The 22,771-nt window shown below is 62.2% G+C and carries 24 protein-coding genes; 18 read left to right on the top strand and 6 right to left on the bottom strand.

What is annotated here, in order from left to right; translation table 11 throughout:
• Window positions 1–55: 55 nt before the first annotated feature.
• The 18 genes from rpsB to trxC all read left to right on the top strand — a co-directional run bounded on the left by rpsB (window position 56) and on the right by trxC (window position 16,906).
• Window positions 56–799 (top strand): 30S ribosomal protein S2, encoded by a 744-nt coding sequence (gene rpsB, locus WNB94_RS01500; RefSeq protein WP_341387918.1) that lies wholly within the window; start codon window positions 56–58, stop codon window positions 797–799.
• Window positions 800–905: 106 nt separating this feature from the next.
• On the top strand, window positions 906–1,802 hold the full coding sequence (gene tsf / locus WNB94_RS01495; RefSeq protein WP_341387917.1) for a translation elongation factor Ts: 897 nt from the start codon (window positions 906–908) through the stop codon (window positions 1,800–1,802).
• A 126-nt stretch (window positions 1,803–1,928) separates the two neighbouring features.
• Window positions 1,929–2,639 (top strand): UMP kinase, encoded by a 711-nt coding sequence (gene pyrH, locus WNB94_RS01490; RefSeq protein WP_341387915.1) that lies wholly within the window; start codon window positions 1,929–1,931, stop codon window positions 2,637–2,639.
• Window positions 2,640–2,713: 74 nt separating this feature from the next.
• A complete protein-coding gene (gene frr / locus WNB94_RS01485; RefSeq protein WP_341387914.1) occupies window positions 2,714–3,274 on the top strand; it encodes a ribosome recycling factor in 561 nt (186 codons plus the stop codon).
• Window positions 3,275–3,364: 90 nt separating this feature from the next.
• Entirely contained in the window at window positions 3,365–4,144 is a 780-nt protein-coding gene (uppS, locus tag WNB94_RS01480; protein WP_341387912.1) for a polyprenyl diphosphate synthase, read from the top strand.
• Window positions 4,144–5,070, top strand: coding sequence for a phosphatidate cytidylyltransferase (locus WNB94_RS01475; protein ID WP_341387910.1), 927 nt, complete (start codon window positions 4,144–4,146; stop codon window positions 5,068–5,070). Before uppS ends, WNB94_RS01475 begins: the two co-directional genes overlap by 1 nt.
• An 8-nt stretch (window positions 5,071–5,078) precedes the next feature.
• A complete protein-coding gene (locus WNB94_RS01470; protein ID WP_341387909.1) occupies window positions 5,079–6,266 on the top strand; it encodes a 1-deoxy-D-xylulose-5-phosphate reductoisomerase in 1,188 nt (395 codons plus the stop codon).
• A gap of 41 nt (window positions 6,267–6,307) precedes the next feature.
• Window positions 6,308–7,702, top strand: coding sequence for an RIP metalloprotease RseP (rseP, locus tag WNB94_RS01465; protein WP_341387908.1), 1,395 nt, complete (start codon window positions 6,308–6,310; stop codon window positions 7,700–7,702).
• Window positions 7,703–7,713: 11 nt separating this feature from the next.
• Entirely contained in the window at window positions 7,714–10,017 is a 2,304-nt protein-coding gene (gene bamA / locus WNB94_RS01460; protein ID WP_341387907.1) for an outer membrane protein assembly factor BamA, read from the top strand.
• A gap of 2 nt (window positions 10,018–10,019) precedes the next feature.
• Window positions 10,020–10,532 carry an OmpH/Skp family outer membrane protein gene (locus WNB94_RS01455; RefSeq protein WP_341389905.1) on the top strand — a complete coding sequence of 171 codons (513 nt, stop codon included), beginning with the start codon at window positions 10,020–10,022 and terminating at the stop codon, window positions 10,530–10,532.
• 20 nt (window positions 10,533–10,552) lie between these two features.
• Entirely contained in the window at window positions 10,553–11,599 is a 1,047-nt protein-coding gene (lpxD, locus tag WNB94_RS01450; RefSeq protein ID WP_341387905.1) for a UDP-3-O-(3-hydroxymyristoyl)glucosamine N-acyltransferase, read from the top strand.
• Complete coding sequence (fabZ, locus tag WNB94_RS01445) at window positions 11,599–12,036, top strand: 3-hydroxyacyl-ACP dehydratase FabZ (RefSeq protein ID WP_341387904.1); 438 nt, start codon at window positions 11,599–11,601, stop codon at window positions 12,034–12,036. Before lpxD ends, fabZ begins: the two co-directional genes overlap by 1 nt.
• A gap of 4 nt (window positions 12,037–12,040) precedes the next feature.
• A complete protein-coding gene (gene lpxA, locus WNB94_RS01440; RefSeq protein ID WP_341387902.1) occupies window positions 12,041–12,829 on the top strand; it encodes an acyl-ACP--UDP-N-acetylglucosamine O-acyltransferase in 789 nt (262 codons plus the stop codon).
• Window positions 12,830–12,872: 43 nt separating this feature from the next.
• Entirely contained in the window at window positions 12,873–14,027 is a 1,155-nt protein-coding gene (gene lpxB / locus WNB94_RS01435) for a lipid-A-disaccharide synthase (RefSeq protein ID WP_341387901.1), read from the top strand.
• Between the two features lie 13 nt (window positions 14,028–14,040).
• Window positions 14,041–14,691 carry a ribonuclease HII gene (gene rnhB / locus WNB94_RS01430; RefSeq protein WP_341389904.1) on the top strand — a complete coding sequence of 217 codons (651 nt, stop codon included), beginning with the start codon at window positions 14,041–14,043 and terminating at the stop codon, window positions 14,689–14,691.
• Window positions 14,688–15,557 carry a TrmH family RNA methyltransferase gene (locus tag WNB94_RS01425; protein WP_341387899.1) on the top strand — a complete coding sequence of 290 codons (870 nt, stop codon included), beginning with the start codon at window positions 14,688–14,690 and terminating at the stop codon, window positions 15,555–15,557. The genes rnhB and WNB94_RS01425 overlap by 4 nt, the downstream gene beginning before the upstream one ends.
• An 81-nt stretch (window positions 15,558–15,638) precedes the next feature.
• Complete coding sequence (locus WNB94_RS01420) at window positions 15,639–16,337, top strand: Bax inhibitor-1/YccA family protein (RefSeq protein ID WP_341387897.1); 699 nt, start codon at window positions 15,639–15,641, stop codon at window positions 16,335–16,337.
• Window positions 16,338–16,468: 131 nt separating this feature from the next.
• Window positions 16,469–16,906, top strand: coding sequence for a thioredoxin TrxC (trxC, locus tag WNB94_RS01415; protein ID WP_341387895.1), 438 nt, complete (start codon window positions 16,469–16,471; stop codon window positions 16,904–16,906).
• On the opposite strand, the gene dnaB is transcribed toward trxC, so the two are convergent.
• The 6 genes from dnaB to ppsA form a co-directional block, all read right to left on the bottom strand.
• Window positions 16,907–18,340: a replicative DNA helicase gene (gene dnaB, locus WNB94_RS01410; RefSeq protein WP_341387894.1), complete on the bottom strand. Its 1,434-nt coding sequence runs from the start codon at window positions 18,338–18,340 to the stop codon at window positions 16,907–16,909.
• Window positions 18,341–18,523: 183 nt separating this feature from the next.
• Window positions 18,524–18,976, bottom strand: coding sequence for a 50S ribosomal protein L9 (gene rplI, locus WNB94_RS01405; protein ID WP_341387892.1), 453 nt, complete (start codon window positions 18,974–18,976; stop codon window positions 18,524–18,526).
• Between the two features lie 12 nt (window positions 18,977–18,988).
• On the bottom strand, window positions 18,989–19,282 hold the full coding sequence (rpsR, locus tag WNB94_RS01400; protein ID WP_161650976.1) for a 30S ribosomal protein S18: 294 nt from the start codon (window positions 19,280–19,282) through the stop codon (window positions 18,989–18,991).
• 21 nt (window positions 19,283–19,303) lie between these two features.
• Window positions 19,304–19,594, bottom strand: a complete 291-nt coding sequence (gene priB, locus WNB94_RS01395) for a primosomal replication protein N (RefSeq protein WP_341387888.1) — start codon at window positions 19,592–19,594, stop codon at window positions 19,304–19,306.
• 22 nt (window positions 19,595–19,616) lie between these two features.
• Window positions 19,617–19,982 carry a 30S ribosomal protein S6 gene (gene rpsF, locus WNB94_RS01390; RefSeq protein ID WP_341387887.1) on the bottom strand — a complete coding sequence of 122 codons (366 nt, stop codon included), beginning with the start codon at window positions 19,980–19,982 and terminating at the stop codon, window positions 19,617–19,619.
• Window positions 19,983–20,169: 187 nt separating this feature from the next.
• Entirely contained in the window at window positions 20,170–22,575 is a 2,406-nt protein-coding gene (ppsA, locus tag WNB94_RS01385; RefSeq protein ID WP_341387886.1) for a phosphoenolpyruvate synthase, read from the bottom strand.
• Between the last annotated feature and the right edge of the window lie 196 nt (window positions 22,576–22,771).

Genomic DNA, 22,771 nt, shown 5'->3' with positions numbered 1-22,771 from the left:
TACGCAAGGGCAGGTGATCACGACAGGTTCTCAGACCTAACCTCTGGAGCTACACATGTCTGTGTCCATGCGCGAAATGCTGGAAGCTGGTGTCCATTTCGGCCACCAAACCCGCTTCTGGAACCCCAAGATGGCCCCCTTCATCTTCGGCCATCGCAACAAGATCCACATCATCAACCTTGAGAAGACCCAGCCCAAGCTGGAAGAAGCTCTCAAGTTCATCAAGCAACTGTCGGCCCGCCGCGGCACCGTGATGATGGTTGGCACCAAGCGTCAAGCTCGCGACATCATCGCTGAAGAAGCTGGCCGCGCTGGCGTGCCTTTCGTGAACCAGCGTTGGCTGGGCGGCATGCTGACCAACTTCAAGACGGTCAAGGGCTCGCTGAAGAAGCTGAAGGACATGCAGGTTCAGGTCGAAGCCGGCCTGGACGGTCTGAAGAAAAAAGAAGGTCTGCTGTTCCAACGCGATCTGAACAAGCTGGAAAAAGACATCGGCGGCATCCAGGACATGGGTGCGCTGCCTGACGCGCTGTTCGTGATCGACGTGGGTTACCACAAGATTGCCATCGCCGAAGCCAAGAAGCTGGGCATTCCCGTGATCGGCGTGGTCGACACCAACCACTCGCCCGAAGGCATCGACTACGTGATCCCTGGCAACGATGACTCGTCCAAGGCTGTGGCTCTGTATGCCAAGGCCGTCGCTGACGCGATCCTCGAAGGCAAGGCCAATGCCATCAACGAAGTGGTGGCTGCCGCTTCTGAAGGCGACGAATTCGTCGAGGTTGACGAGGCCGCCTGAGTCGCTGTGACCCATCAAGAAGGGGGCTGAGCATCAGCCCCTTTTTTTCAACAGAATTTGAACATTCGGGCGCGCCTGGTGGCGCCCCTCTCAACGGAGAATAGAAATGTCTGCAATCACCGCCAGCATGGTGTCCGAACTGCGCGCCAAGACCGATGCCCCGATGATGGAGTGCAAGAAGGCCTTGACCGAAGCCGGTGGCGACATGGCCAAGGCTGAAGAAATCCTGCGCGTCAAGCTGGGCAGCAAGGCTTCCAAGGCCGCTTCGCGCGTGACCGCCGAAGGCGTGGTGTCGGCCGCTGTGGACGGCGCCGTCGGTGCGTTGGTTGAAATCAACTGCGAAACCGACTTCGTGTCCAAGAACGAGTCCTTCCTGGCTTTTGCCAAGTCCGTGGCTGACCTGGTGGCCAAGAACAACCCTGCCGATGTGGATGCCATCGGTTCGTTGCCGCTGTCGCAAGACGGCTTTGGCCCCACCGTGGAGGACGTGCGCAAGGGCCTGATCGGCAAGATCGGCGAGAACATGTCCATCCGTCGTTTCAAGCGCTACGCTGGTGGCGGCAACCTGGCCGCTTACCTGCACGGTGTGCGCATTGGTGTGATCGTCGAGTTCAATGGTGATGCCGTTGCCGCCAAGGACGTGGCCATGCACATCGCCGCCATGAAGCCCGTGTCGCTGTCGTCGGCCGACGTGCCTGCCGCGCTGATCGAAACCGAGCGTAATGTGGCCACCGCCAAGGCCGCCGAGTCTGGCAAGCCTGCCGACATCGCTGCCAAGATGATCGAAGGCGCCGTGCAGAAGTACCTGAAGGAAGTGTCGCTGTTCAACCAGGTGTTCGTGAAGGCCGCCGATGGCAAGCAGACCGTCGAGCAGTACCTGAAGTCGGCCAGCACCGAAGTCAAGTCGTTCACCATGTTCGTGGTGGGCGAGGGCATCGAGAAGAAGCAGGATGACTTCGCCGCCGAAGTGGCCGCCACAGTGGCAGCCGCCAAGGGTCAGTGATCCGGCGCTGAACAAAGGGGGCTTCGGCCCCCTTGTGCTATGCGGCATGTGGTTTTCATGCGCGCACTGCAACTGCGGATGCAAAACAAGATCAATACAACAACGACACCCAAAGGACACACGGTCATGGCTGCTTACAAGCGCATTCTTCTGAAACTCTCTGGCGAGGCCCTGATGGGCGACGATGCTTATGGCATCAACCGGGCCACCATCGTTCGCATCGTGCGAGAGGTTCAGGAAGTGACGGCGCTGGGTGTTCAGGTGGCGGTGGTCATTGGCGGCGGCAACATCTTCCGTGGTGTGGCGGGTGGATCGGTGGGCATGGACCGTGCAACGGCCGATTACATGGGCATGTTGGCCACGGTCATGAACTCGCTGGCCTTGGCCGATACCATGCGCCAGGAAGGCATGACCGCGCGGGTGATGTCGGCCATCAGCATCGACCAGGTGGTCGAGCCTTATGTGCGTCCCAAGGCGCTCCAGTATCTGGAAGAGGGCAAGGTGGTCGTGTTTGCCGCAGGCACGGGCAACCCCTTCTTCACCACCGACACGGCTGCAGCGCTTCGTGGCGCCGAAATCGGGGCGGAGATCATGCTGAAGGCCACCAAGGTTGATGGCGTTTACACGGCCGACCCCAAGAAGGATGCTGGTGCCACGCGTTATGCCACCATCACCTTCGATGAGGCGTTGATCAAGAACCTGCAGGTGCTGGATGCCACCGCCTTTGCGCTGTGTCGCGATCAGAACCTGCCGCTCAAGGTATTCTCGATCTTCAAGCAGGGTGCGCTCAAGCGTGTCGTGCTGGGTGAGGATGAGGGCACGCTGGTGCACGTCTGAGCCCACTGTCGGCGCGTTCATGCGCGAAGACGTTGAAGGGATGAGGTTTTCATCCCCCCGCACGGAGTTATGAAATGAGCATTGCAGACATCAAAAAGAACACCGAGCAGAAGATGCTCAAGTCGATCGACGCGTTCAAAAACGAACTCAGCAAGATTCGAACGGGTCGCGCCCATCCCGGCATCCTGGATCAGGTGCAGGTGGACTACTACGGCTCGATGGTGCCCATCAGCCAGGTGGCCAACGTCACGCTGATGGACGCCCGCACGATCAGCGTTCAGCCTTGGGAAAAAGGCATGGGGGCGAAGATCGAGAAGGCCATTCGCGAGTCTGACCTGGGGCTCAATCCGGCCACGCAGGGTGACCTCATCCGCGTGCCCATGCCCCCGTTGACCGAAGAGCGCCGCAAGGAGCTCACCAAGGTGGTGCGAAGCGAGGGCGAGGATGCCAAGGTCGCCATCCGCAACCTGCGACGTGACGCCAACGAACAGGCCAAAAAACTGCTGAAGGACAAGCAGATCACGGAAGACGAAGAGCGTCGCTCGCAAGACGAGGTGCAAAAGCTCACCGACCGCACCATTGCAGAGATCGACAAGCTGGTGCAGGCCAAAGAGGCTGAGGTCATGGCGGTCTGATCGGCCGGCTTTGTCATAATCGCGTGCCATGTGCGCACCCTGCGAGGCGGCTTGACCGCCTCGTTTCGTTTTCCAGGCATTCTTTCGGTCATGAGCACTGATTCCTCTCGTCACTCCGTCGTGCCCCGACACGTGGCCATCGTCATGGATGGCAACGGGCGTTGGGCCCGCAAGCGTTTCATGCCGCGCGGCGTCGGGCACAAGGCCGGGGTGGATGCGCTGGTCAATGTGGTGCAGGCCGCCGCAGATCGGGGCATCCGCTACCTCACGGTGTTTGCGTTTTCATCTGAGAACTGGAAGCGCCCGGAAGAAGAGGTCTCGGGGCTGATGAGTTTGTTGTTGGTGGCCTTGTCCAAGCACATTGCTCGGCTCAAATCAGACGGTGTTCGCATCCGGGTGATTGGCGACCTGCAGTCGGTCAACGAGCGCATTCGTCAAGCGCTGGAGGAGGCACAGGCCTCCACGGCGGGCAACGACCGCCTGACCCTCACGGTGGCGTTCAATTACGGCGGGCGCTGGGACATCTTGCAGGCCTGCCGTCGTGCGCTGCAGCAAGGCCTGGCGCCAGAGCAACTCGATGAGGCCACGTTGTCACGCTTCATGGCCACGGCCGACATGCCCGATCCTGACTTGTTCATTCGCACTGGTGGAGAGGTGCGCCTGTCCAACTTCCTGCTCTGGCAGAGCGCGTACGCTGAGTTTCATTTCACCGATTGCCTGTGGCCTGATTTTGATGCCAGGGCGCTGGACAAGGCCTTGCATGACTACGCCCAGCGAGAGCGTCGCTTTGGCGACGTCGGCGAATCTGGCCAGGGGCATGGCGCGTTGGGGATGGGCAACGAGGCCCAGGCCTCGGAGGGCCCGCGCTGATGCTCAAGCAACGTATCTTGACCGCACTGGTTCTGGTGGCCGTGTTGCTTCCGGCGCTGGCCGCCCAGGCGGCGTGGCCTTTTGCCCTGTTGACGCTGCTGTTTGTGGGGGCCGCTGGGTGGGAGTGGTCTCGCCTGAATCAGGCGCCTGGCTGGCGAGCCTGGGTGTTGGCAGGTGCCGTCGTTGGCGCTGGTGTGTTCATGGCCCATCGCCTGGGCTTGCCGGTTTGGCAAGCCCATGTTGGCCAGACGATGGCCAGTGTGTCAGCGCACATCCATGCCTGGGGTGAGGCGCCGGTTGGCTTTCTGGTGCCCGGGTGGGTCTGGTGGCTGGGCGCGGCACTGTGGATTCCCTTCACCGCCCTGATGTTGCGCTGGGGCTCGGCCCATTGGATGTCGGTGCCCCAGGATCTGCGCCGTGTGCTGGGCCTGGTGTTTCTCGTGCTGGCCTGGCTGGCGCTGGTGGATGGGCGAGCCCAAGGCCTCAATTTCCTGCTGTCCGTGTTCTGCCTCGTGTGGGCAGCCGACATCGGTGCCTATTTCGGTGGTCGCGCTTATGGCCGACGCAAGCTGGCGCCCACCATCAGCCCCGGCAAGAGCTGGGAAGGGGTGTGGGCGGGCGGCGTGACCGTGTTGTTGGTGGCCGCCCTGTGGGTCTTGGTGGACCGACACGGATTCGCAGACTCCCCCAGTCTGTACAGTCGGCTCTGGTCCGGTCTGGGGCCAGTGGGTGCTGTGTTGGCGCTGATCGTTCTGATCGCCATGAGCGTGGCTGGCGACCTGGTTGAATCCCTGGTCAAGCGTCAGGCTGGGGTCAAGGACAGCAGCCAGTTGTTGCCAGGCCATGGCGGTGTGCTGGACCGCGTGGATGCGCTGTTGCCCGTGCTGCCGCTGGCGATGGCGGCCATGACCCTCTGCCACGGATGATCAATGCCATGACCAGTGTTCAACGAGTGTGTGTGCTGGGGGCCACCGGTTCCATCGGTGGCAATACCCTGGATGTGCTGTCCCGTCATCCTGGACGGTTCGAGGTGTTTGCCTTGACCGCCGGCACTCGCTGGGAAAGTCTGCATCAGCTGTGCGTGCAATGGCGGCCGCGTTTTGCGGTGATGTCGTGTGCCACCGGGGCTGCATCATTGCGCAGCGCTTTGCAGGCCTGCGGCATCCAGACCGATGTCTTGTGCGGCGAGGAGGCCCTGGTGCAAGTGGCATCCCATCCTGATGTGGATGTGGTCATGGGTGCCATCGTCGGGGCGGCGGGTCTGCCGCCTTGCCTGGCCGCGGCCAAAGCCGGGAAGCGTTTGTTGCTCGCCAACAAGGAGGCCCTGGTGGTGGGCGGCGCTCTGTTCATGGCGGCGGTGGCAGAAGGGGGCGCCACCTTGCTGCCCATCGACAGCGAACACTCGGCCATTTTTCAGTGCCTGCCCGAGCGGCCTGAGGATTGGGCCCAGCGGATTGACCACATCGTGCTCACGGCGTCGGGTGGTCCTTTCCGGCAGCGAGATCCGGCCACGTTCTCGAGCATCACGCCCGAAGAGGCATGCGCTCACCCCAACTGGGTGATGGGCCGTAAGATTTCTGTGGACTCGGCCACGATGATGAACAAGGCGCTGGAGGTGATCGAAGCGCGCTGGTTGTTCAATCTGGCGCCTCGGCAGATCCGCGTCGTGCTACACCCCCAAAGCATCGTGCACTCGATGGTGGTGTGTCGCGACCGTTCCGTGCTGGCCCAACTGGGCACACCCGACATGCGCGTGCCGATCGCCTATGGTCTGTCCTGGCCTGAGCGCATGGAATCCGGGGCTGATTTGCTGGACCTGACGAAAACCGGCAGCCTCACCTTCGAGGCGCCGTGTTCTCAACGGTATCCAGGCCTGGCGCTGGCCTGGGAGGCCTTGGAGGGTGTGGCTGGCAGTACCTGCGTGCTCAATGCTGCCAACGAAGTCGCCGTGGAGGCGTTCTTGTCCCGGCGCATCCGCTTTGATCAGATCCATGCTGTGAACGCAGACACCCTGGCCAACTGCGTGCCCGAGGCCGACGTGGCACACTCGCTGGAGGCGTTGTTGGCGCTTGACGCCAGAGCCCGCAGGGCGGCAGCCGATGTGGTTGCAGGCCTGACGTGATGAGTGCCTTCGTGCCACCTGGCCTGAGCAAGGAGTGATTGATGTTGATGACCGTGCTGGCATTTCTGGTGACGATCGGCGTTTTGGTGGTGATCCACGAATATGGCCATTACCGGGCTGCTGTCGCCTGTGATGTGAAAGTGCATCGCTTCTCGGTGGGCTTTGGTCAGGTCATCTGGAGCCGCATGCGCGGTGAGACGGAGTTCGTCATCTCGGCGCTGCCTTTGGGTGGCTACGTCAAGATGCTCGACGAACGGGAAGGGCCGGTCGCGCCGTCTGAGCAGCACCGTGCCTTCAACCGCAAGCCAGTTCGCCAGCGTGCCTTCATCGTGGCGGCCGGACCCGCAGCGAATCTGTTGTTGGCCGTGGTGCTGTATGCCGCCGTCAACTGGGTGGGTGTTCCGGAGTTGAGCCCCTGGATGGCGCAGCCGCAGCCTGGCTCCATGGCCGATGAGGCGGGCCTGCAGGCCGGGCAGCAGGTCTTGGCGGCACGCACGCTTCAGCAGGCGGAAGACGCCGAGGACTGGACGCCGGTGCGCTCCATGTCTGATCTTCAATGGCTGATCACCGAGGCTGCGCTGGCTGGTCACGACCTGGAACTGGAGGTGGGGCGTCGCGACCGCGTGGACCAGGAGCCGCATTCACCGGTGTCGCTCAGGCTGCCCTTGAGCCGCTTGTCGGCTTCGGATGTGGACGCCGGTTTGCTGGACCGTGTGGGGCTGACCGGCCCCTATGGCGAGCCGCTCATCGATGAGGTGGTGTCGGGCGGGCCTGCGCAGCGGGCCGGATTGCAGGCGGGAGATCGTGTGATCCGCATCAATGGGCAAACGCCGCGCGACGCGGGAGAGTTGCGCGGGGTCATTCGCGCCAGTCTGGCCGATGGGCAGCCACAACCCATCATGTTGGACATCGAGCGTGGTGGCCGCCTCATGCAGTTCACCCTGGAGCCGGTGCTCAAGGATGTTCAGGGGCAGATGATTCCCCGGATCGAGGCGGCGATCGGCTCTGCGCCGGCCATGATCACGGTGCGTTATGGCCTGTGGGAAGGGCTGGAGCGCGCGGTGACCCGGACCTGGGACGTGTCTGTCCTGAGTCTTCAGATGCTGGGCAAAATGCTGATTGGCGAGGCCTCGCTGAAGAACCTCAGTGGGCCGCTGACCATTGCAGACTACGCCGGTCGCACGGCCGAGATGGGTTGGGTTCACTACATCGGTTTTCTGGCCCTGGTCAGCGTCAGTCTGGGGGTGCTCAATCTGCTGCCGCTCCCGGTCTTGGACGGGGGACACCTCATGTATCATCTTTTCGAAGCGGTCACGGGCCGTCCGGTGTCCGACCTTTGGCTGGAAAGGCTCCAGCGAGGCGGCCTGGCCATCATGCTCCTGATGATGTCGCTGGCCCTTTATAACGACTTCGCACGCCTGTTTGGCGTGCATTGAACTGTCTGCGCATGCACAAGCCTTCCTGTTTCGTGGGTTCCTTGCGGCCCAAACTGATTGCGGCCCTTGTTTCTTCGGCCCTCTTTGCCTCAGCCTTCGCTGTCGAGCCCTTCGTGTTGCGAGACATTCGGGTCGAAGGTCTGGAGCGCACCGATGCCGGCACCGTGTTTGCGTCGTTGCCGTTTCGCGTGGGCGACACCTACACCGATGACAAGGGTGCGGCCGGTCTGCGCTCCTTGTTTGCCACGGGCCTGTTCAAGGACGTGCGCATCCAGGTGGATGGCAATGTGGTGGTGGTCGTCGTCGAAGAGCGGCCCGTCATCTCGAACGTCGACTTCGTGGGCACCCGGGAGTTCGACAAGGACGCCCTGGTCAAGGCCTTGAAAGATGTGGGCATCGGCGAAGGCCAACCGTTTGACCGCGCCCTGGCCGACCGCGCCGAGCAGGAACTTAAGCGCCAGTACCTGACGCGCAGCCTGTATGGCGTGGAGGTGGTGACCACGATCACCCCGGCCGAGCGCAATCGGGTCAACGTGACCTTCACCGTCAACGAAGGTGCGATCACGAAGATCAACAACATCCGCATCACGGGCAACAAGGCCTTCTCTGAAGGCACCTTGCTGTCGCAGATGGACCTGACCACCGGGGGATGGCTCACGTGGTACACCAAGTCTGACCAGTACGCCCGCTCCAAGCTCAACGCCGATCTGGAGAAGATCAAGGCCTACTACCTGAACCGTGGTTACCTGGAGTTCAAGATCGAATCGGCCCAGGTGGCCATCTCTCCGGACAAGCAGGACATTTCCATCGCCATCCAGGTCAATGAAGGGCCGCTGTACACCGTCACGGCCGTTCGTCTTGAAGGCGACTACCTGGGCAAGGAAGAGTCGTTTCGCCAGCTGGTGACGATCCGTCCCGGGCAACCGTACCAGGCCGATGAAGTGGCCACCACCGTGCGTGCGTTCTCGGACCGCTTTGCCGAATTCGGTTACGCGTTTGCGCGTGTCGAGTTCCGCCCAGAGCTCAACCGTGACAAGGGTCAAGCGGTGGCCGTGCTGGTGGCGCAGCCTCAACGCCGTGTTTATGTGCGCCGCATCAATGTGGCCGGCAACTCCCGCACCCGCGATGAAGTCATTCGCCGAGAGTTCCGCCAGTTCGAATCGGCATGGTATGACGGTCAGAAGATCAAGCTGTCGCGCGACCGTGTGGACCGCCTGGGCTACTTCAAGCAGGTGTCGGTGGACACGGCCGAGGTGCCCGGTACCGTCGACCAGGTGGACTTGACCGTCACGGTGGAGGAAAAGCCCACCGGCAACCTGATGCTGGGAGCGGGTTTCTCCAGTGCCGAGAAGTTCACGTTGACGGCTTCGATCAAACAGGACAACGTGTTCGGTACGGGCAACTACCTGGGCATTGACCTGAACACCAGCAAGTACAACCGCACCATCGTGCTGAGCACCGTGGACCCGTATTTCACCGACGATGGCATCTCGCGCTCGGTGGACGTGTTCTATCGCACCTCACGCCCCTTGAACACGCAAGGCGGTGATTACGAGGTCACCACGCCGGGCGCGGCGTTGCGCTTTGGTGTGCCGTTCACCGAATACGACACCGTGTTTTTTGGTCTGGGTGTCGAGCAGACGGCGATCAAAGGCAGCAGTGGCTTGCCGGTGAGCTACCAGGAACACAAGTTGATCTTCGGTGAGCGCAGCCTGTCGGTGCCCCTCACCGTGGGTTGGGCCCGTGATGGACGTGACAGCCTCATTGCCCCGACGCGTGGTCGCTATCAGCGGGTGAACCTGGAGTTGGGCCTGGTCGGCGACACCCGCTATGGGCGTGCAGACTACCAGTTCCAGCAGTACGTGCCCCTGACCAACCGCTACACCCTGGGCTTCAATGCCGAGCTGGGCTACGGCAAGGGATTTTCTGGCAAGCCTTACCCCGTCTTCAAGAACTTCTATGGCGGTGGCCTGGGTTCGGTTCGCGGTTTCGAGCAGAGCACCTTTGGGCCTGTCGACATCGAAGGTGCATTCGTGGGGGGCTCCAAGCGCATCAACCTGAACTCCGAGTTCTATGTGCCCTTCCCGGGCGCGGGCAATGACCGCACCTTGCGACTCTTCTCTTATGTCGATGCCGGTTACGTGTGGGGCGAAAAAGAGTCGGTGAGCCTGGATGAGATGCGCGCATCGGTCGGGGTTGGCATCAGCTGGATTTCACCCGTGGGGCCGCTGAAGCTGAGTTTTGGCAAGCCCATCCGCTACTTCGACCAAGATAGAATTCAACGACTCCAGTTCCAGATTGGCTCGGTGTTCTGATGATGCGTGCATTCCGCAAGATTCTGCTCGTCCTGGGTCTCGCATTGTCCCTGTGCGGGGTGGTTCCTGCGCAGGAGCTGAAGATCGGCTATGTGAACCTCGACAGGGTGTTGCGCGATGCATCGCCGGCCAAGGTCGCTCACGCCAAGCTGGAGACCGAGTTTCTGCGCCGCGACAAGGAGCTGGTCGATGCCGAGGCCCGACTCAAGACCGTGTCCGACCGTTTTGAGAAGGACTCGCCGACCCTCAGCGAGTCTGAGCGACTCAAGCGGCAACGTGAGTTGCTGGAGCAAGGCCGAGAGCTGCAGCGCAAGCGTCGCGAAACCCAGGAATACATGAACCAGCGCAAGAATGAAGAGCTTGCCGCCTTGATCGATCGTGCCAATGTGGTGGTTCGGCAAATCTTCGAGCAAGAGAAGTACGACCTGATCCTGCAGGAGGCGGTGTTCGTCAGCGCCAAGGTGGACATCACCGACAAGGTGATCCGCGCGATGAATGCTGCGCAAAGCAAGTGAGCCGCGACGATCAAACAGCGGTGGCTGAGCCGTCCCTGGAGCCCGCCCGTCTGGGCGAGTTGGTGGCGGCCCTGGGGGGCGAGCTGGTGGGCGATCCTGCCGTGCTCATCGCGTCCATCGCGCCGCTGGAGAGCGCTGGCCCCGAGGCCATCAGTTTTCTGTCCAGCGCCAAGTATCGGTCTCAACTGGCCGTGACGCGCGCTGCGTGCGTCATCGTGGCCGAGGCCTTGCGTGAAGAAGCCGCCCAACGCGGCGCAGCCATCGTCACCGACGATCCGTATCTGTACTTCGCCCGATTGACCCAGTGGTGGGCGGCGCGATGTCGTCCCCGTCCGTCTGCAGGCATCCACCCCTCAGCGGTGGTGCATGCATCGGCCGTGCTGGGGGCAGGGGTGTCGGTGGGCCCCCTGGCGGTCATCGAAGCTGGGGCCATCGTCGAAGACGACGTGGTCATCGGGCCGCACAGCGTGGTGGGGGCGAGGGCGCGCATCGGGTCAGGCACACGCCTGGCGGCCCATGTCACCATCGGTTTTGATTGCGTGGTGGGCAGCCGCTGCATTTTCCACAGCGGGGTGGTTGTGGGGGCGGATGGCTTTGGCTTTGCGCCGCACCAGGGTACCTGGGTCAAGATTGAGCAGTTGGGTGCCGTGCGCATTGGCAACGACGTGGAATTGGGTGCCAACACCTGCGTGGACCGTGGCGCGCTGGACGACACCGTGATCGAAGACGGCGTGAAGCTCGACAACCTTGTGCAGATTGCGCACAACGTTCACATTGGCGAACATTCGGCCATGGCAGGCTGTGTGGGAGTGGCCGGCAGTGCACGCATCGGCAAACATTGCACCGTGGGCGGTGCCGGCATGATCCTGGGGCATTTGACGCTGGCCGATCATGTTCATGTCTCATCCGGTACCTTGATTTCGCGCTCGGTGCTCAAGCCGGGTTTGTACAGCGGGGCCTTCCCCTTTGACGACAATGCCTCATGGGAAAAGAATGCGGCCACCTTGCGCCAGCTTCATGCGCTGCGCGACCGCATCCGGGCCCTTGAGAAAGAAGTGAAGAAGTAATGGACATCCACAAGATTCTGGCCAAGTTGCCGCACCGCTATCCTTTCCTGCTGGTCGATCGGGTGCTGGAAGTCGTGCCTGACGTGCGCATTCGGGCGCTCAAGAACGTCACCATCAACGAGCCGTTTTTCCAGGGGCACTTCCCCAACCGCCCGGTGATGCCGGGTGTGTTGATGCTGGAGGCCCTGGCCCAGGCCGCCGCTCTGCTGGCGTTCGAGTCCATGGGTAAGGGTGTGGATGAAAACTCGGTGTACTACTTTGTGGGCATCGATGGTGCACGGTTCAAGCGCCCTGTGGAGCCTGGCGATCAGCTGTTCCTGGACGTCCAGATGGACCGGAACAAGGCGGGCATTTACAAGTTCAATGCCCAGGCGCTCGTGGGCGAAGAGCTGGCGGTGTCTGCCCAGTTGATGTGCACCGTGCGCAAGGTGAGCTGAGCCCATGGCCCAGATCCACCCCACGGCACTTGTGGACCCCCATGCCGAGCTGCATGATTCGGTCAGCGTGGGGCCGTTCACCACCATCGGCCCCCATGTGCGCATCGGCGAAGGCACCACCGTTGGCGCCCACTGCACGATCGAAGGCCACACCACGATCGGTGCCCACAATCGCATCTATCAATTCGCGTCGCTGGGTGCCGACCCGCAGGACAAGAAATACAAGGGCGAGCCCACGCAGTTGATCATTGGTAATGGCAACACCATCCGCGAGTTCACCACCTTCAACACGGGCACGGTTCAAGACAAGGGGTTGACGCAGATCGGCAATGACAACTGGATCATGGCCTATGTGCATGTGGCCCACGATTGCGTCATTGGAGACGATAACGTGATCGCCAATGGCGTGCAGTTTGCCGGGCATGTGTTGGTGGGCCATCACACCCTGATCGGCGGCATGAGCGGGGTGCACCAGTTCGTGCGCATTGGTGATTTCGCCATGTGCGGCTTTCAGACGCGCTTGTCACAAGACCTGCCACCGTTCGTGATGGCTGCCGGCAATCCCGCGCAAGCCCAGAATGTTCACCAGGAGGGGCCGCGCCGCAAGGGTTACACCTCGCAGCGGCTGACCGTGCTCAAGCAGATGTACAAGCTGTTGTACCGCAAGGGCCTGACGCTGGATGCCGCAAGCAAAGAGATCGAGGCCCTCAAAGGCCAGGTGCCCGAGGCTGCGCCTGACGTCGACATGATGCTGGATTTTCTGGCTCAAGCCCAGCGCGGTATCGTGCGTTGACCGATGGCACCCGCAGCCACGATGATTTTGCTGAAAGAGCGGCATGCCTGACAAGGTGCCTCATGTGGCCATGGTGGCCGGAGAAACCTCTGGTGACCTGCTGGCCGGGTTGCTGCTTGGCGGTTTGCGGTCGCGCTGGCCAGGGTTGACCTCGGCCGGCATCGGTGGCCCCCGGATGGCGGAGCATGGCTTCGACGCGGCGTGGCCCTATCAGAAGCTGGCCGTGCATGGCTTCAACCTCGAGGTGCTGCGGCGATTCCGTGAAATCTGGGGCATTCGCAGACAGCTGGGCGATCGCCTTCTGGCGCATCGGCCAGACGTGTTCATTGGCGTGGACGCGCCAGACTTCAACCTGGGGCTGGAAGCCCGCCTGAAGGCGCAAGGCATCAAGACGGTGCACTTCGTCAGTCCCTCGATCTGGGCTTGGCGGGGCGGGCGCATCCACAAGATTCACCGCTCGGTGGATCACATGCTCTGCCTGTTCCCGTTTGAGCCGCAGATCTATCACGACCATGGCATTGCCGCCACGTTCGTGGGCCATCCCTTGGCCGACACCATCCCGCTGGAGGTGCCACGCGCGCAATCCCGTCAGGCCCTGGGGATGGCTGAAGGCACCCCGCTGGTGGCGGTGTTGCCTGGCAGCCGAGGTGGCGAGATTCGGTTCATCGCGCCGGCCTTTTTGCAGGCCGTGGCCCTGATGGCCCGCCAGCGTCCGGATGTGCGCTTTGTGCTGCCTGTGGTGCCGGGCTTGCGTCACATGGTGGAGCCGCTGGTGCGTCTGCATGCACCCCAAGCGCCCATCACCTTGCTGGACGGTCAGTCCCACGAGGCGCTGGCTGCCTGCGATGTGACCTTGATTGCCAGCGGTACGGCCACGCTGGAGGCCGCACTGTTCAAGCGCCCGATGGTGATTGCCTACAAGCTCGCGGGCCTGAGCTGGCAGCTCATGAAACGCATGGGCTACCTGCCGTGGGTGGGGTTGCCCAACATCCTGTTGCGAGACTTTGTGGTGCCCGAGCGATTGCAGGATGATGCCAACCCTGCGCAACTGGCGGCCGATACCTTGGCCTGGCTGGATGACCCCGCGCGCTGTGAGCGGGTCTCGCAGTGTTTTCTTGAACTTCATCACACCTTGAGGCGGGACACGGCCCGCACCGCTTGCGATGCCATCGCCCAAGTTCTCGAAGCGCCGCGTTGATCAGGCCTCTCCCATGCTGGCGGGCGCACCCGTGCAACTGGACCTGCTGATGCCGGTGCCCACCGTGGGCCTGCTGGCTGGTGTGGATGAAGCCGGTCGTGGGCCATTGGCCGGCCCCGTGGTGGCTGCTGCGGTGATCCTGGACGACCAGCAACCCATCGCAGGGCTGGCAGACTCCAAAAAGCTCAGCGCCAAGGCGCGAGAACGCTTGTTTGATGAGATCCGGGCCAAGGCCTTGTGCTGCTGCATCGCCGAAGCCAGCGTAGAAGAAATTGACCGGCTCAACATCTTGCACGCCACCATGCTGGCCATGCGCCGTGCCGTGGAGGGCTTGCGTCTCAAGCCCGCCCTGGTCCAGGTGGACGGCAACCGTGTCCCCCCGCTGACCATCCCTGCAGAGGCCATCGTCAAGGGCGACTCGAAAGTGCAGGCCATTTCCGCAGCCTCGATCCTGGCCAAGGTGCACCGTGATCGCTTGTGTGATGCGCTGCACATTCGCTACCCTCACCACGGTTTTGACAGCCACAAGGGCTACCCCACTGCCGAGCATCTGGCCGCATTGACCCAACACGGCGCAACGCCTGAGCATCGGCGCAGTTTCGGACCGGTCAAGGTGGCGCTCGGGCTGGTGCCAGCCCCGTCGCTGACCAGGGGAGGCGCATGACCGGTCAGACGTCCTCTGCACCTCGCCGCGTGCTGTCGATCAGCTCGCGCGATAACGCCCTGATCCAGCTCATCCGTAAACTGAGCCAGGACGCCACCGCCTACCGCAAGCTGGGGCAGGTGTGGCTGGAGGGCGACCATCTGGGCCTTGCGGCGCGTGAGAGAGGTCGTTGCCTTGGGCGGGCGGTGATCGCTGAAAGTGTCTGGTTGGGCGAACATGGGCGCGCTCAGACCGCTGACCCTCATGCGATTCACCTGACCCAACTGGCGTGCAGGGCTGACGAGGTGGTGGTGGTTCCTGATGCGCTGTGGCGACATTTCAGCGGACTGGACACCCCGGCGCGGATTGGCTTTCTGACGTCCTTGGTGTCGATACACTCAGATCACAGTGGTGCCAGCTCGGGGGTGCGCCCGGGGGTGCCGACGGTGGTGCTGGACCGCGTTCAGGATGCCGGCAATGTGGGCAGCATCCTGCGCACAGCGGCGGCCATGGGCGTGCGCCAGGTGTTGGCGCTCAAGGGCACGGCCGCCCTGTGGTCGGCCAAGGTGCTGCGTGCGGGCATGGGCGCGCATTTTGGCTTGCACCTGGTCGAGCAGGCCTTGCCGGACGATTTGGTGGCCTTGCAGCTTGCCTGCGTGGCCACCAGCTTGCAAACCCCCCACACGCTGACTTCTTTGACCCTGCCGACTCCGTGTGCGTGGGTGTTTGGGCACGAGGGGCAGGGCGTGGCACCCGAGGTGCTGGCGCGTTGCGAATGGCAGGTACGCATTCCTCAGCCAGGGGGCGAGGAGTCGCTCAATGTGGCCGCCGCCGCCGCGATTTGCCTGTATGAGAGCATGCGGCAAGGGGCACACGGCAGGCCATAAAAACCTGATGGGCCTCATGGCCGTGCCCTTCTGACCGAATTCCCCTAAAATCACCTCACTGATTGAAACAATGGAGGACACATGAACCAATCCATGCGAACCGTTGAAGCGGTTTATGGCAATGCCTTGGGCGCACAGGCACGACAACGTGTGCTGCGCAACACTTACGCCCTGTTGGCCTTGTCGATGGTGCCCACCGTGCTGGGGGCGTGGCTGGGCATGGCCATGGGCTTCACGTTCTTTGCCGGCAAGCCACTGATTGGCCTGATGGTGTTCATGGGCGTGGCGTTCGGCTTCTTTTTTGCCATCGAGAAGTTCAAGAACTCCGGCATTGGCGTGGCGCTGCTATTGGGCTTCACCTTTTTCATGGGGCTGATGCTGTCTCGCATGCTGGGCTACGTCACCAGCCTGTCCAACGGCACCCAGATCATCACCCTGGCGTTTGGCACCACCGCTGTCATTTTTGCGGCCATGGCCACCCTGGCCGGCAGCATCAAACGTGATCTGTCGGGCATGGGCAAGATGCTGTTCGTGGGCATGCTGGTCATCCTGGCCGCCATCGTGGCCAACATCTTCCTGCAGATCCCCGCGCTGTCTCTGACCATTTCTGCGCTGGTGGCGGTCGTGTTTTCGGCTTATTTGCTCTACGATCTCAAGCGCATCATCGATGGTGGCGAGACCAACTACATCACGGCCACCTTGGCGGTGTACCTTGATGTTTACAACATCTTCTCGTCTTTGCTGCACTTATTCACCGCATTTGGCGGCAGCGATGACTGAACGCTCGGTGATGGCCAGCTGACGCGCTGGCCGCCGACACAAAGCCCGCTCGGTGTTCACACCCAGCGGGCTTTGCTTTGTACTCTTGAAATCTGACCACCAGAAACCACCTGGGGTATCAGGAGGGTCTCATGAGCGAATCATTGGAACTGGTCTGCCCGCACTGTCAGGCCATCAACCGCGTTCCGACGGCAAGATTGCACGATGGCCCCAGTTGCGGCCGCTGCGGTGGTGCCATCCTGCCGTCTGAGCCGGTGTCTGTGGATGGCGCTGGTTTGCAGCGGCTCTTGACCCGCGACGGCTTGCCGGTGCTGGTGGACTTCTGGGCTCCCTGGTGCGGACCGTGTCGTGCGTTTGCGCCCACATTTCAACAAGCCGCAGCCACCTACGCAGGCCTCGTTCGCTTCGCCAAGCTGGACACCGAGGCCCACCCGGACGCCGGCGCACGCCATCAGATTCGCAGCATCCCGACGCTGGCGTTGTTCAAAGGCGGGCGGGAACTGGACCGGGTGTCGGGCGCCTTGCCTGCACCACAGTTGCGAGCCTGGCTGGCCCGTCACGGGCTGTGATCAGTACTGATCACCTTCGCCGACGTAGGTGCCCGGTGCCAGGTTCTCGAACCGTGTGTTGGCCTTCAGGAAGGCCAGGTGCATGCTGCCCACCGGGCCGTTACGCTGTTTGCCGATGATGATCTCGGCCGTGCCGGGAATCTTCGATTCCTTGTTGTAGTACTCGTCGCGGTAGATGAACATGATGACGTCGGCATCCTGTTCGATGGCACCGGATTCGCGCAAGTCGGACATCATGGGGCGCTTGTCCGGGCGGGTTTCAACCGAACGGTTGAGCTGCGACAGCGCGATCACCGGGCATTGCAGTTCTTTGGCGAGGGCCTTCAAGCCCCGCGAGATTTCACCGATCACGGTGGCGCGGTTTTCTTCGTTGCCTCCAGAGCCGCTCATCAGCTGCAGGTAGTCGATGATGATCAGGCCCAGTGTGCCGCCGAACTGACGCGCCAGGCGTCGTGCACGGGCACGCAGCTCGTTGGGGGAGAGCCCCGGCGTTTCGTCGATGAAGACGTTGGCCGTGCGCAGCTTCTCAACGGTTTCGCTCAGGCGGCTCCACTCGTCGTCGCTGAGGCGGCCGGTGCGCAGGTTCTGCTGGTTGATGCGGCCGATGGAGCCCACCATCCGCAGTGCCAGTTGCGAGGCGCCCATTTCCATCGAGAACACCGCCACGGGCAGCCCCTCGTTGACGGCGACGTTCTCACCGATGTTCAGCGCGAAGGCTGTTTTACCCATCGAGGGACGGGCCGCCAGGATGATGAGGTCGCCTTTTTGCAGGCCGGCCGTCATCTTGTCGAGGTCGATGAAGCCGGTGCGTACCCCGGTGACGTCTTCGGCACCGTTGTCGGCCAGCTCCTGAACGCGGTCGAGCAGGTCAACCACCAGGCCATCCATGGCGTGGAAGCCCTGCTTGTTGCGGCTGCCTTCCTCGCCGATCTTCATGATCTTGGCTTCGGCCTCGTCCAGGATGTCCGACACCGTGCGGCCTTGCGGATTGAAGGCATTGGTGGCGATCTCGTCGGAGGCCGAGACCAGTTTGCGCAGCACCGCGCGCTCGCGGACGATCTCGGCGTAACGGCGGATGTTGGCCGCGCTGGGCACCGACTGGGCCAGCGCGTTGAGGTAGGCTAGCCCACCCACATCGTCGCCTTTGCCCATCATCTGGAGCTGTTCGTACACCGTGATCACATCGGCTGGTTTGGAGGCGTTCACCAGTTTCTGAACGGCCACGAAGATCAGCTGATGCTCAAGGCGATAGAAGTCGCTGTCGTGAAGGATGTCCGAGGCGCGGTCCCAGGCGCTGTTGTCCAGCAGCAGGCCTCCCAGCACGCTCTGTTCAGCCTCGATGGAGTGTGGTGGCACCCGCAGCTTGGCCACTTCGTCTGAGGTGGAGTTGGGTGAGCCCGAGGCAGGAAATGAGGTTGGAAATACGGCAGCCATGGGGTGTGATCATAGGCGGGAAGTCCGCACACGCCTGTGGGCAAGGCTGTGGACATCCCTGGGGTTTCCTGGGGAACTGTGTGGATAAGCGCGCAGGCACCAGGAAGGGCCAGAAATGACAAAGCCGGCTCAAGGCCGGCTTTGTGAGGCACCCCGAGGGATGCCGAGGGGGACCCAGGGGGATCAGGCGGTTTCGCCGACCACGGCCACGGTCACGTCAACGGTCACGTCGGTGTGCAGCGACACGGTCACAGCGTGCTCACCCGTGGTCTTCAGGGGACCATTGGGCATGCGCACTTGCTGCTTGGCCACGTCGAAGCCAGCGGCCTTGAGGGCGTCAGCCACGTCGTGGTTGGTGACCGAGCCAAACAGGCGGCCATCCACGCCAGCCTTTTGGGTCAGCGAGACGGTCTTGCCATTGAGCTTTTCGCCCAGAGCTTGGGCAGCGGCCAGCTTTTCAGCCTGCACCTTTTCCAGCTCGGCGCGACGGGCTTCGAATTCCTTGACGGCAGCGTCGGTGGCACGACGGGCCTGGCCGGTGGGGATCAGGAAGTTACGGGCATAGCCGTCCTTGACCTTGACCACATCACCCAGGTTGCCCAGGTTGGCGACTTTTTCCAGCAGGATGATTTGCATGACGAGAACTCCTTAGACCTTGTGCTGGTCGCTGTAAGGCAGCAGAGCCAGGAAACGGGCGCGCTTGATGGCGGTGGTCAGCTGACGCTGGTAGATCGCGCGGGTGCCGGTCAGGCGTGCGGGGATGATCTTGCCGTTTTCAGCGATGAAGTCGCGCAGGGTGTCGACGTCCTTGTAGTCGATTTGTTCGACGCCAGCGACGGTGAAGCGGCAGAAGCGCTTGCGGCGGAACAGCAGGGATTGCGAATTGCGCTTGCCCTTGCGGTCTTTGGAGAACTTGCCGTTCTTGGAGCGGGGAGCAGCCATGATGGACCTCTCAGAATATGGTTAAACGATGTCGTGGATGTCGGTGATGTGAAGCAACACGCCGCGGCCGTTGCGAGGGGCACCCAGAAAGCCGGTGAGCCTGAAAGGCTTGCCAGCGTCCATCCGGTTGAGCAGCTCGGCCATGGGGCCAAGTGCCACAGCCCTGAGTTCCAGCTTGACCTGACGGCTTTGCTGGGCTTCGGTCACCTCGGATTCGTGCGCAAGCACCAGATCCAGGGCGGGCAGTCCGGCGGGGGTGTATCGCAGCGCCTTGCGTTCGATGATCTGCGCGGACAACTCAACGCGGTTCATGAACAGCCGGCGTCAACGCCAATCAGGCGGTGGCTTGCTCCTGCTGGGCCTTGCGGGCCTCTTCACGCTCGACTTGCTTCATCATGACGGACGGGGCGGTTTCAGCCTTGTCCTTCAGCACGGTCAGGTGACGCAGCACGGCATCGTTGAACTTGAAGCCGGTTTCGAGTTCAGCCAGGGTTTCCTTGCTGATTTCGATGTTCAGGCACAGGTAATGGGCCTTGGCCAGCTTGTTGATCTGGTAGGCCAGTTGGCGACGACCCCAGTCTTCAACACGGTGAACCTGGCCACCATTGCTGGTGATCAGGGTCTTGTAGCGCTCCAGCATGGCCGGAACCTGTTCGCTTTGATCCGGGTGGATCAGCACGATGATTTCATAGTGACGCATGGTGACTCCTTGTGGATTCCCCACCGAAGACGGTGGGATGGAAGCCGTCGCGAAGCGTCAAACCCGCAGACGGCAAGGGTTGTGGCAGCAGGCGAAAAAAGCCTGCCGCCCAACATTTGGGAAAGCCCGCTAGTATAGCAACAAAAAGCCGCCCGTTGGGCGGCCTTTCACTGGGCAGTGCCAGAACTCATCGGGCGGCCAGGCGTTGCCAGGTGTCGACCACGGTGTCTGGGTTCAGCGAGATCGACACAATGCCCTCTGCGGCCAGCCAGTCTGCAAAGTCGGGGTGATCAGACGGGCCTTGACCGCAAATGCCAATGTATTTGCCGGTGGCCCGGCAAGCGGCGATGGCGCGTGAGATCATGGCCTTCACGGCGGGATCCCGTTCGTCGAAATCATGGGCCAGCAACTCCAGCCCCGAGTCGCGGTCCAGGCCCAGGGTGAGCTGGGTCAGGTCGTTCGAGCCGATGGACATGCCGTCGAAGAACTCCAGGAACTGCTCGGCCAGGATGGCGTTGCTCGGCACTTCGCACATCATGATCACGCGCAGTCCATCGGTGCCGCCCTTGGCTGCACGCACCAGGCCGTGATCGGCCAGCATCTGGGTGACACGCTCGCCCTGCTTCAAGGTGCGCACGAAGGGCACCATGATCTCGACGTTGTTCAGGCCCATGTCGTTGCGCACACGCTTGAGCGCTTCGCATTCCATGGCAAAGGCCTCGCCAAACTCTTCCGAGATGTAGCGCGAGGCGCCACGGAAGCCCAGCATGGGGTTTTCTTCTTCGGGCTCGTAGCGTGAGCCGCCGATCAGCTTCTTGTACTCGTTGGACTTGAAGTCTGACAGGCGCACGATGACCGGCTTGGGGTAGAACGCGGCCGCGATGGTGGCCACGCCTTCGGCCAGTTTGTCCACATAGAAGGCGCGGGGTGATGCGTGACCACGCGCCACCGATTCGACGGCTTTTTTGAGGTCATTGTCGACGTTGGGGTAGTCGAGGATGGCCTTGGGGTGCACGCCGATGTTGTTGTTGATGATGAACTCCAGCCGCGCCAGACCCACGCCACTGTTGGGCATCTGGCAGAAGTCGAAGGCCAGTTGCGGGTTGCCCACGTTCATCATGATCTTCAGGCCGATGTGGGGCATTTCACCGCGGGTCACCTCGGTGATTTCGGTTTCCAGCAGGCCTTCGTAGATGTAGCCCGTGTCACCTTCAGAACAGGCCACGGTCACCAGGGTGCCATCGAGCAGGCGGTCGGTGGCGTTGCCGCAGCCCACCACGGCCGGGATGCCCAGTTCACGGGCGATGATGGCGGCGTGGCAGGTGCGGCCACCACGGTTGGTGACGATGGCGCTGGCGCGCTTCATCACCGGCTCCCAGTTGGGGTCGGTCATGTCAGTGACCAGTACGTCACCGGGCTGCACCTTGTCCATCTCGGCGATGTTGTGCACGATGCGCACGGGGCCGGTGCCGATCTTCTGGCCGATGGCGCGGCCTTCGGCCAGCACGGTGCCCGAGCTCTTGAGCTTGTAGCGCTGCTCGGCCTTGCCTTGTTGCTGACTCTTCACGGTCTCGGGGCGAGCCTGCAGGATGTACAACTTTCCGTCGGTGCCGTCCTTGCCCCATTCGATGTCCATGGGGCGGCCATAATGCTCTTCAATGATCAGGGCATAGCGGGCCAGCTCCATCACATCGTCATTGCTGAGGCTGTAGCGGTTGCGGGCTTCCACCGTGGTGTCCACGGTTTTGACCAGCTTGCCGGTGGCGGCCTTCTCATCGGGCGTGGAGAACTCCATCTTGATGAGCTTGGAGCCCAGGTTGCGGCGGATGACCGCCTGCTTGCCGGCCTTGAGCGCGGGCTTGTGGACGTAGAACTCGTCGGGGTTGACGGCGCCTTGCACCACGGTTTCACCCAGGCCATAGCTGGAGGTGATGAAGACCACGTCCGAAAAACCGGACTCTGTGTCGATGGTGAACATGACGCCCGCAGCACCGATGTCCGAGCGCACCATGCGTTGCACGCCGGCCGACAAGGCCACCACGTCGTGCGCGAAGCCCTTGTGCACGCGGTAGGAGATGGCGCGGTCGTTGTACAGCGAGGCGAACACTTCCTTCATCTTGTGCAGGATGTCGTCAATGCCCACCACGTTCAGGAAGGTTTCTTGCTGGCCGGCGAACGAGGCGTCGGGCAAGTCTTCGGCCGTGGCTGACGAACGCACGGCGAATGACGCATCGGGGTTGTCGCCGGCCAACTTGGCGTAGGCGGTGCGGATGGCTTGTTCCAGATCGGCCGGGAAAGGTTGTGCCTCGACCCAGCCACGGATTTCGGCGCCGGCGGCGGCCAGGGCGCGAACGTCGTCGGTGTCCAAGGTGGCCAGGCGCTGGCTGATGCGCTCCGTCAGGCCATCGTGTTTCAAAAATTCGCGGAACGCGTGAGCAGTGGTGGCAAAGCCGGTGGGCACGCGGACGCCCTCGGGCAGCTGGGAGATCATTTCGCCGAGCGAGGCATTCTTGCCCCCGACGGCTTCAACGTCGTCCATGCGCAATTGCTCGAAGGGCACGACCAGGGCGGTCGGCTCAAAGCGTTGGGTCATACAAAAGCTCCAGGATGGTGAAAAAAACCGGTGGCGTCATGGGTTGCAAGCCTGTTGTTCTGATGTGGGCACGCAATGACATGACGCGAATGTGGATCTGATTGTAGGGTCAGGCCTATCATCACGGCTCCACCGATTTCACACCCATGCGCCGCTTTGTGGAAATCTTCCCTTGGCGCCCCCCTCAGACAGGCGA

The organism is Aquabacterium sp. A3 (genome assembly GCF_038069945.1).
GTDB lineage: Bacteria > Pseudomonadota > Gammaproteobacteria > Burkholderiales > Burkholderiaceae_C > Aquabacterium.
Note: the sequence above shows the minus strand (reverse complement) of the source record. Positions and strands in the feature narration are given on the sequence as shown.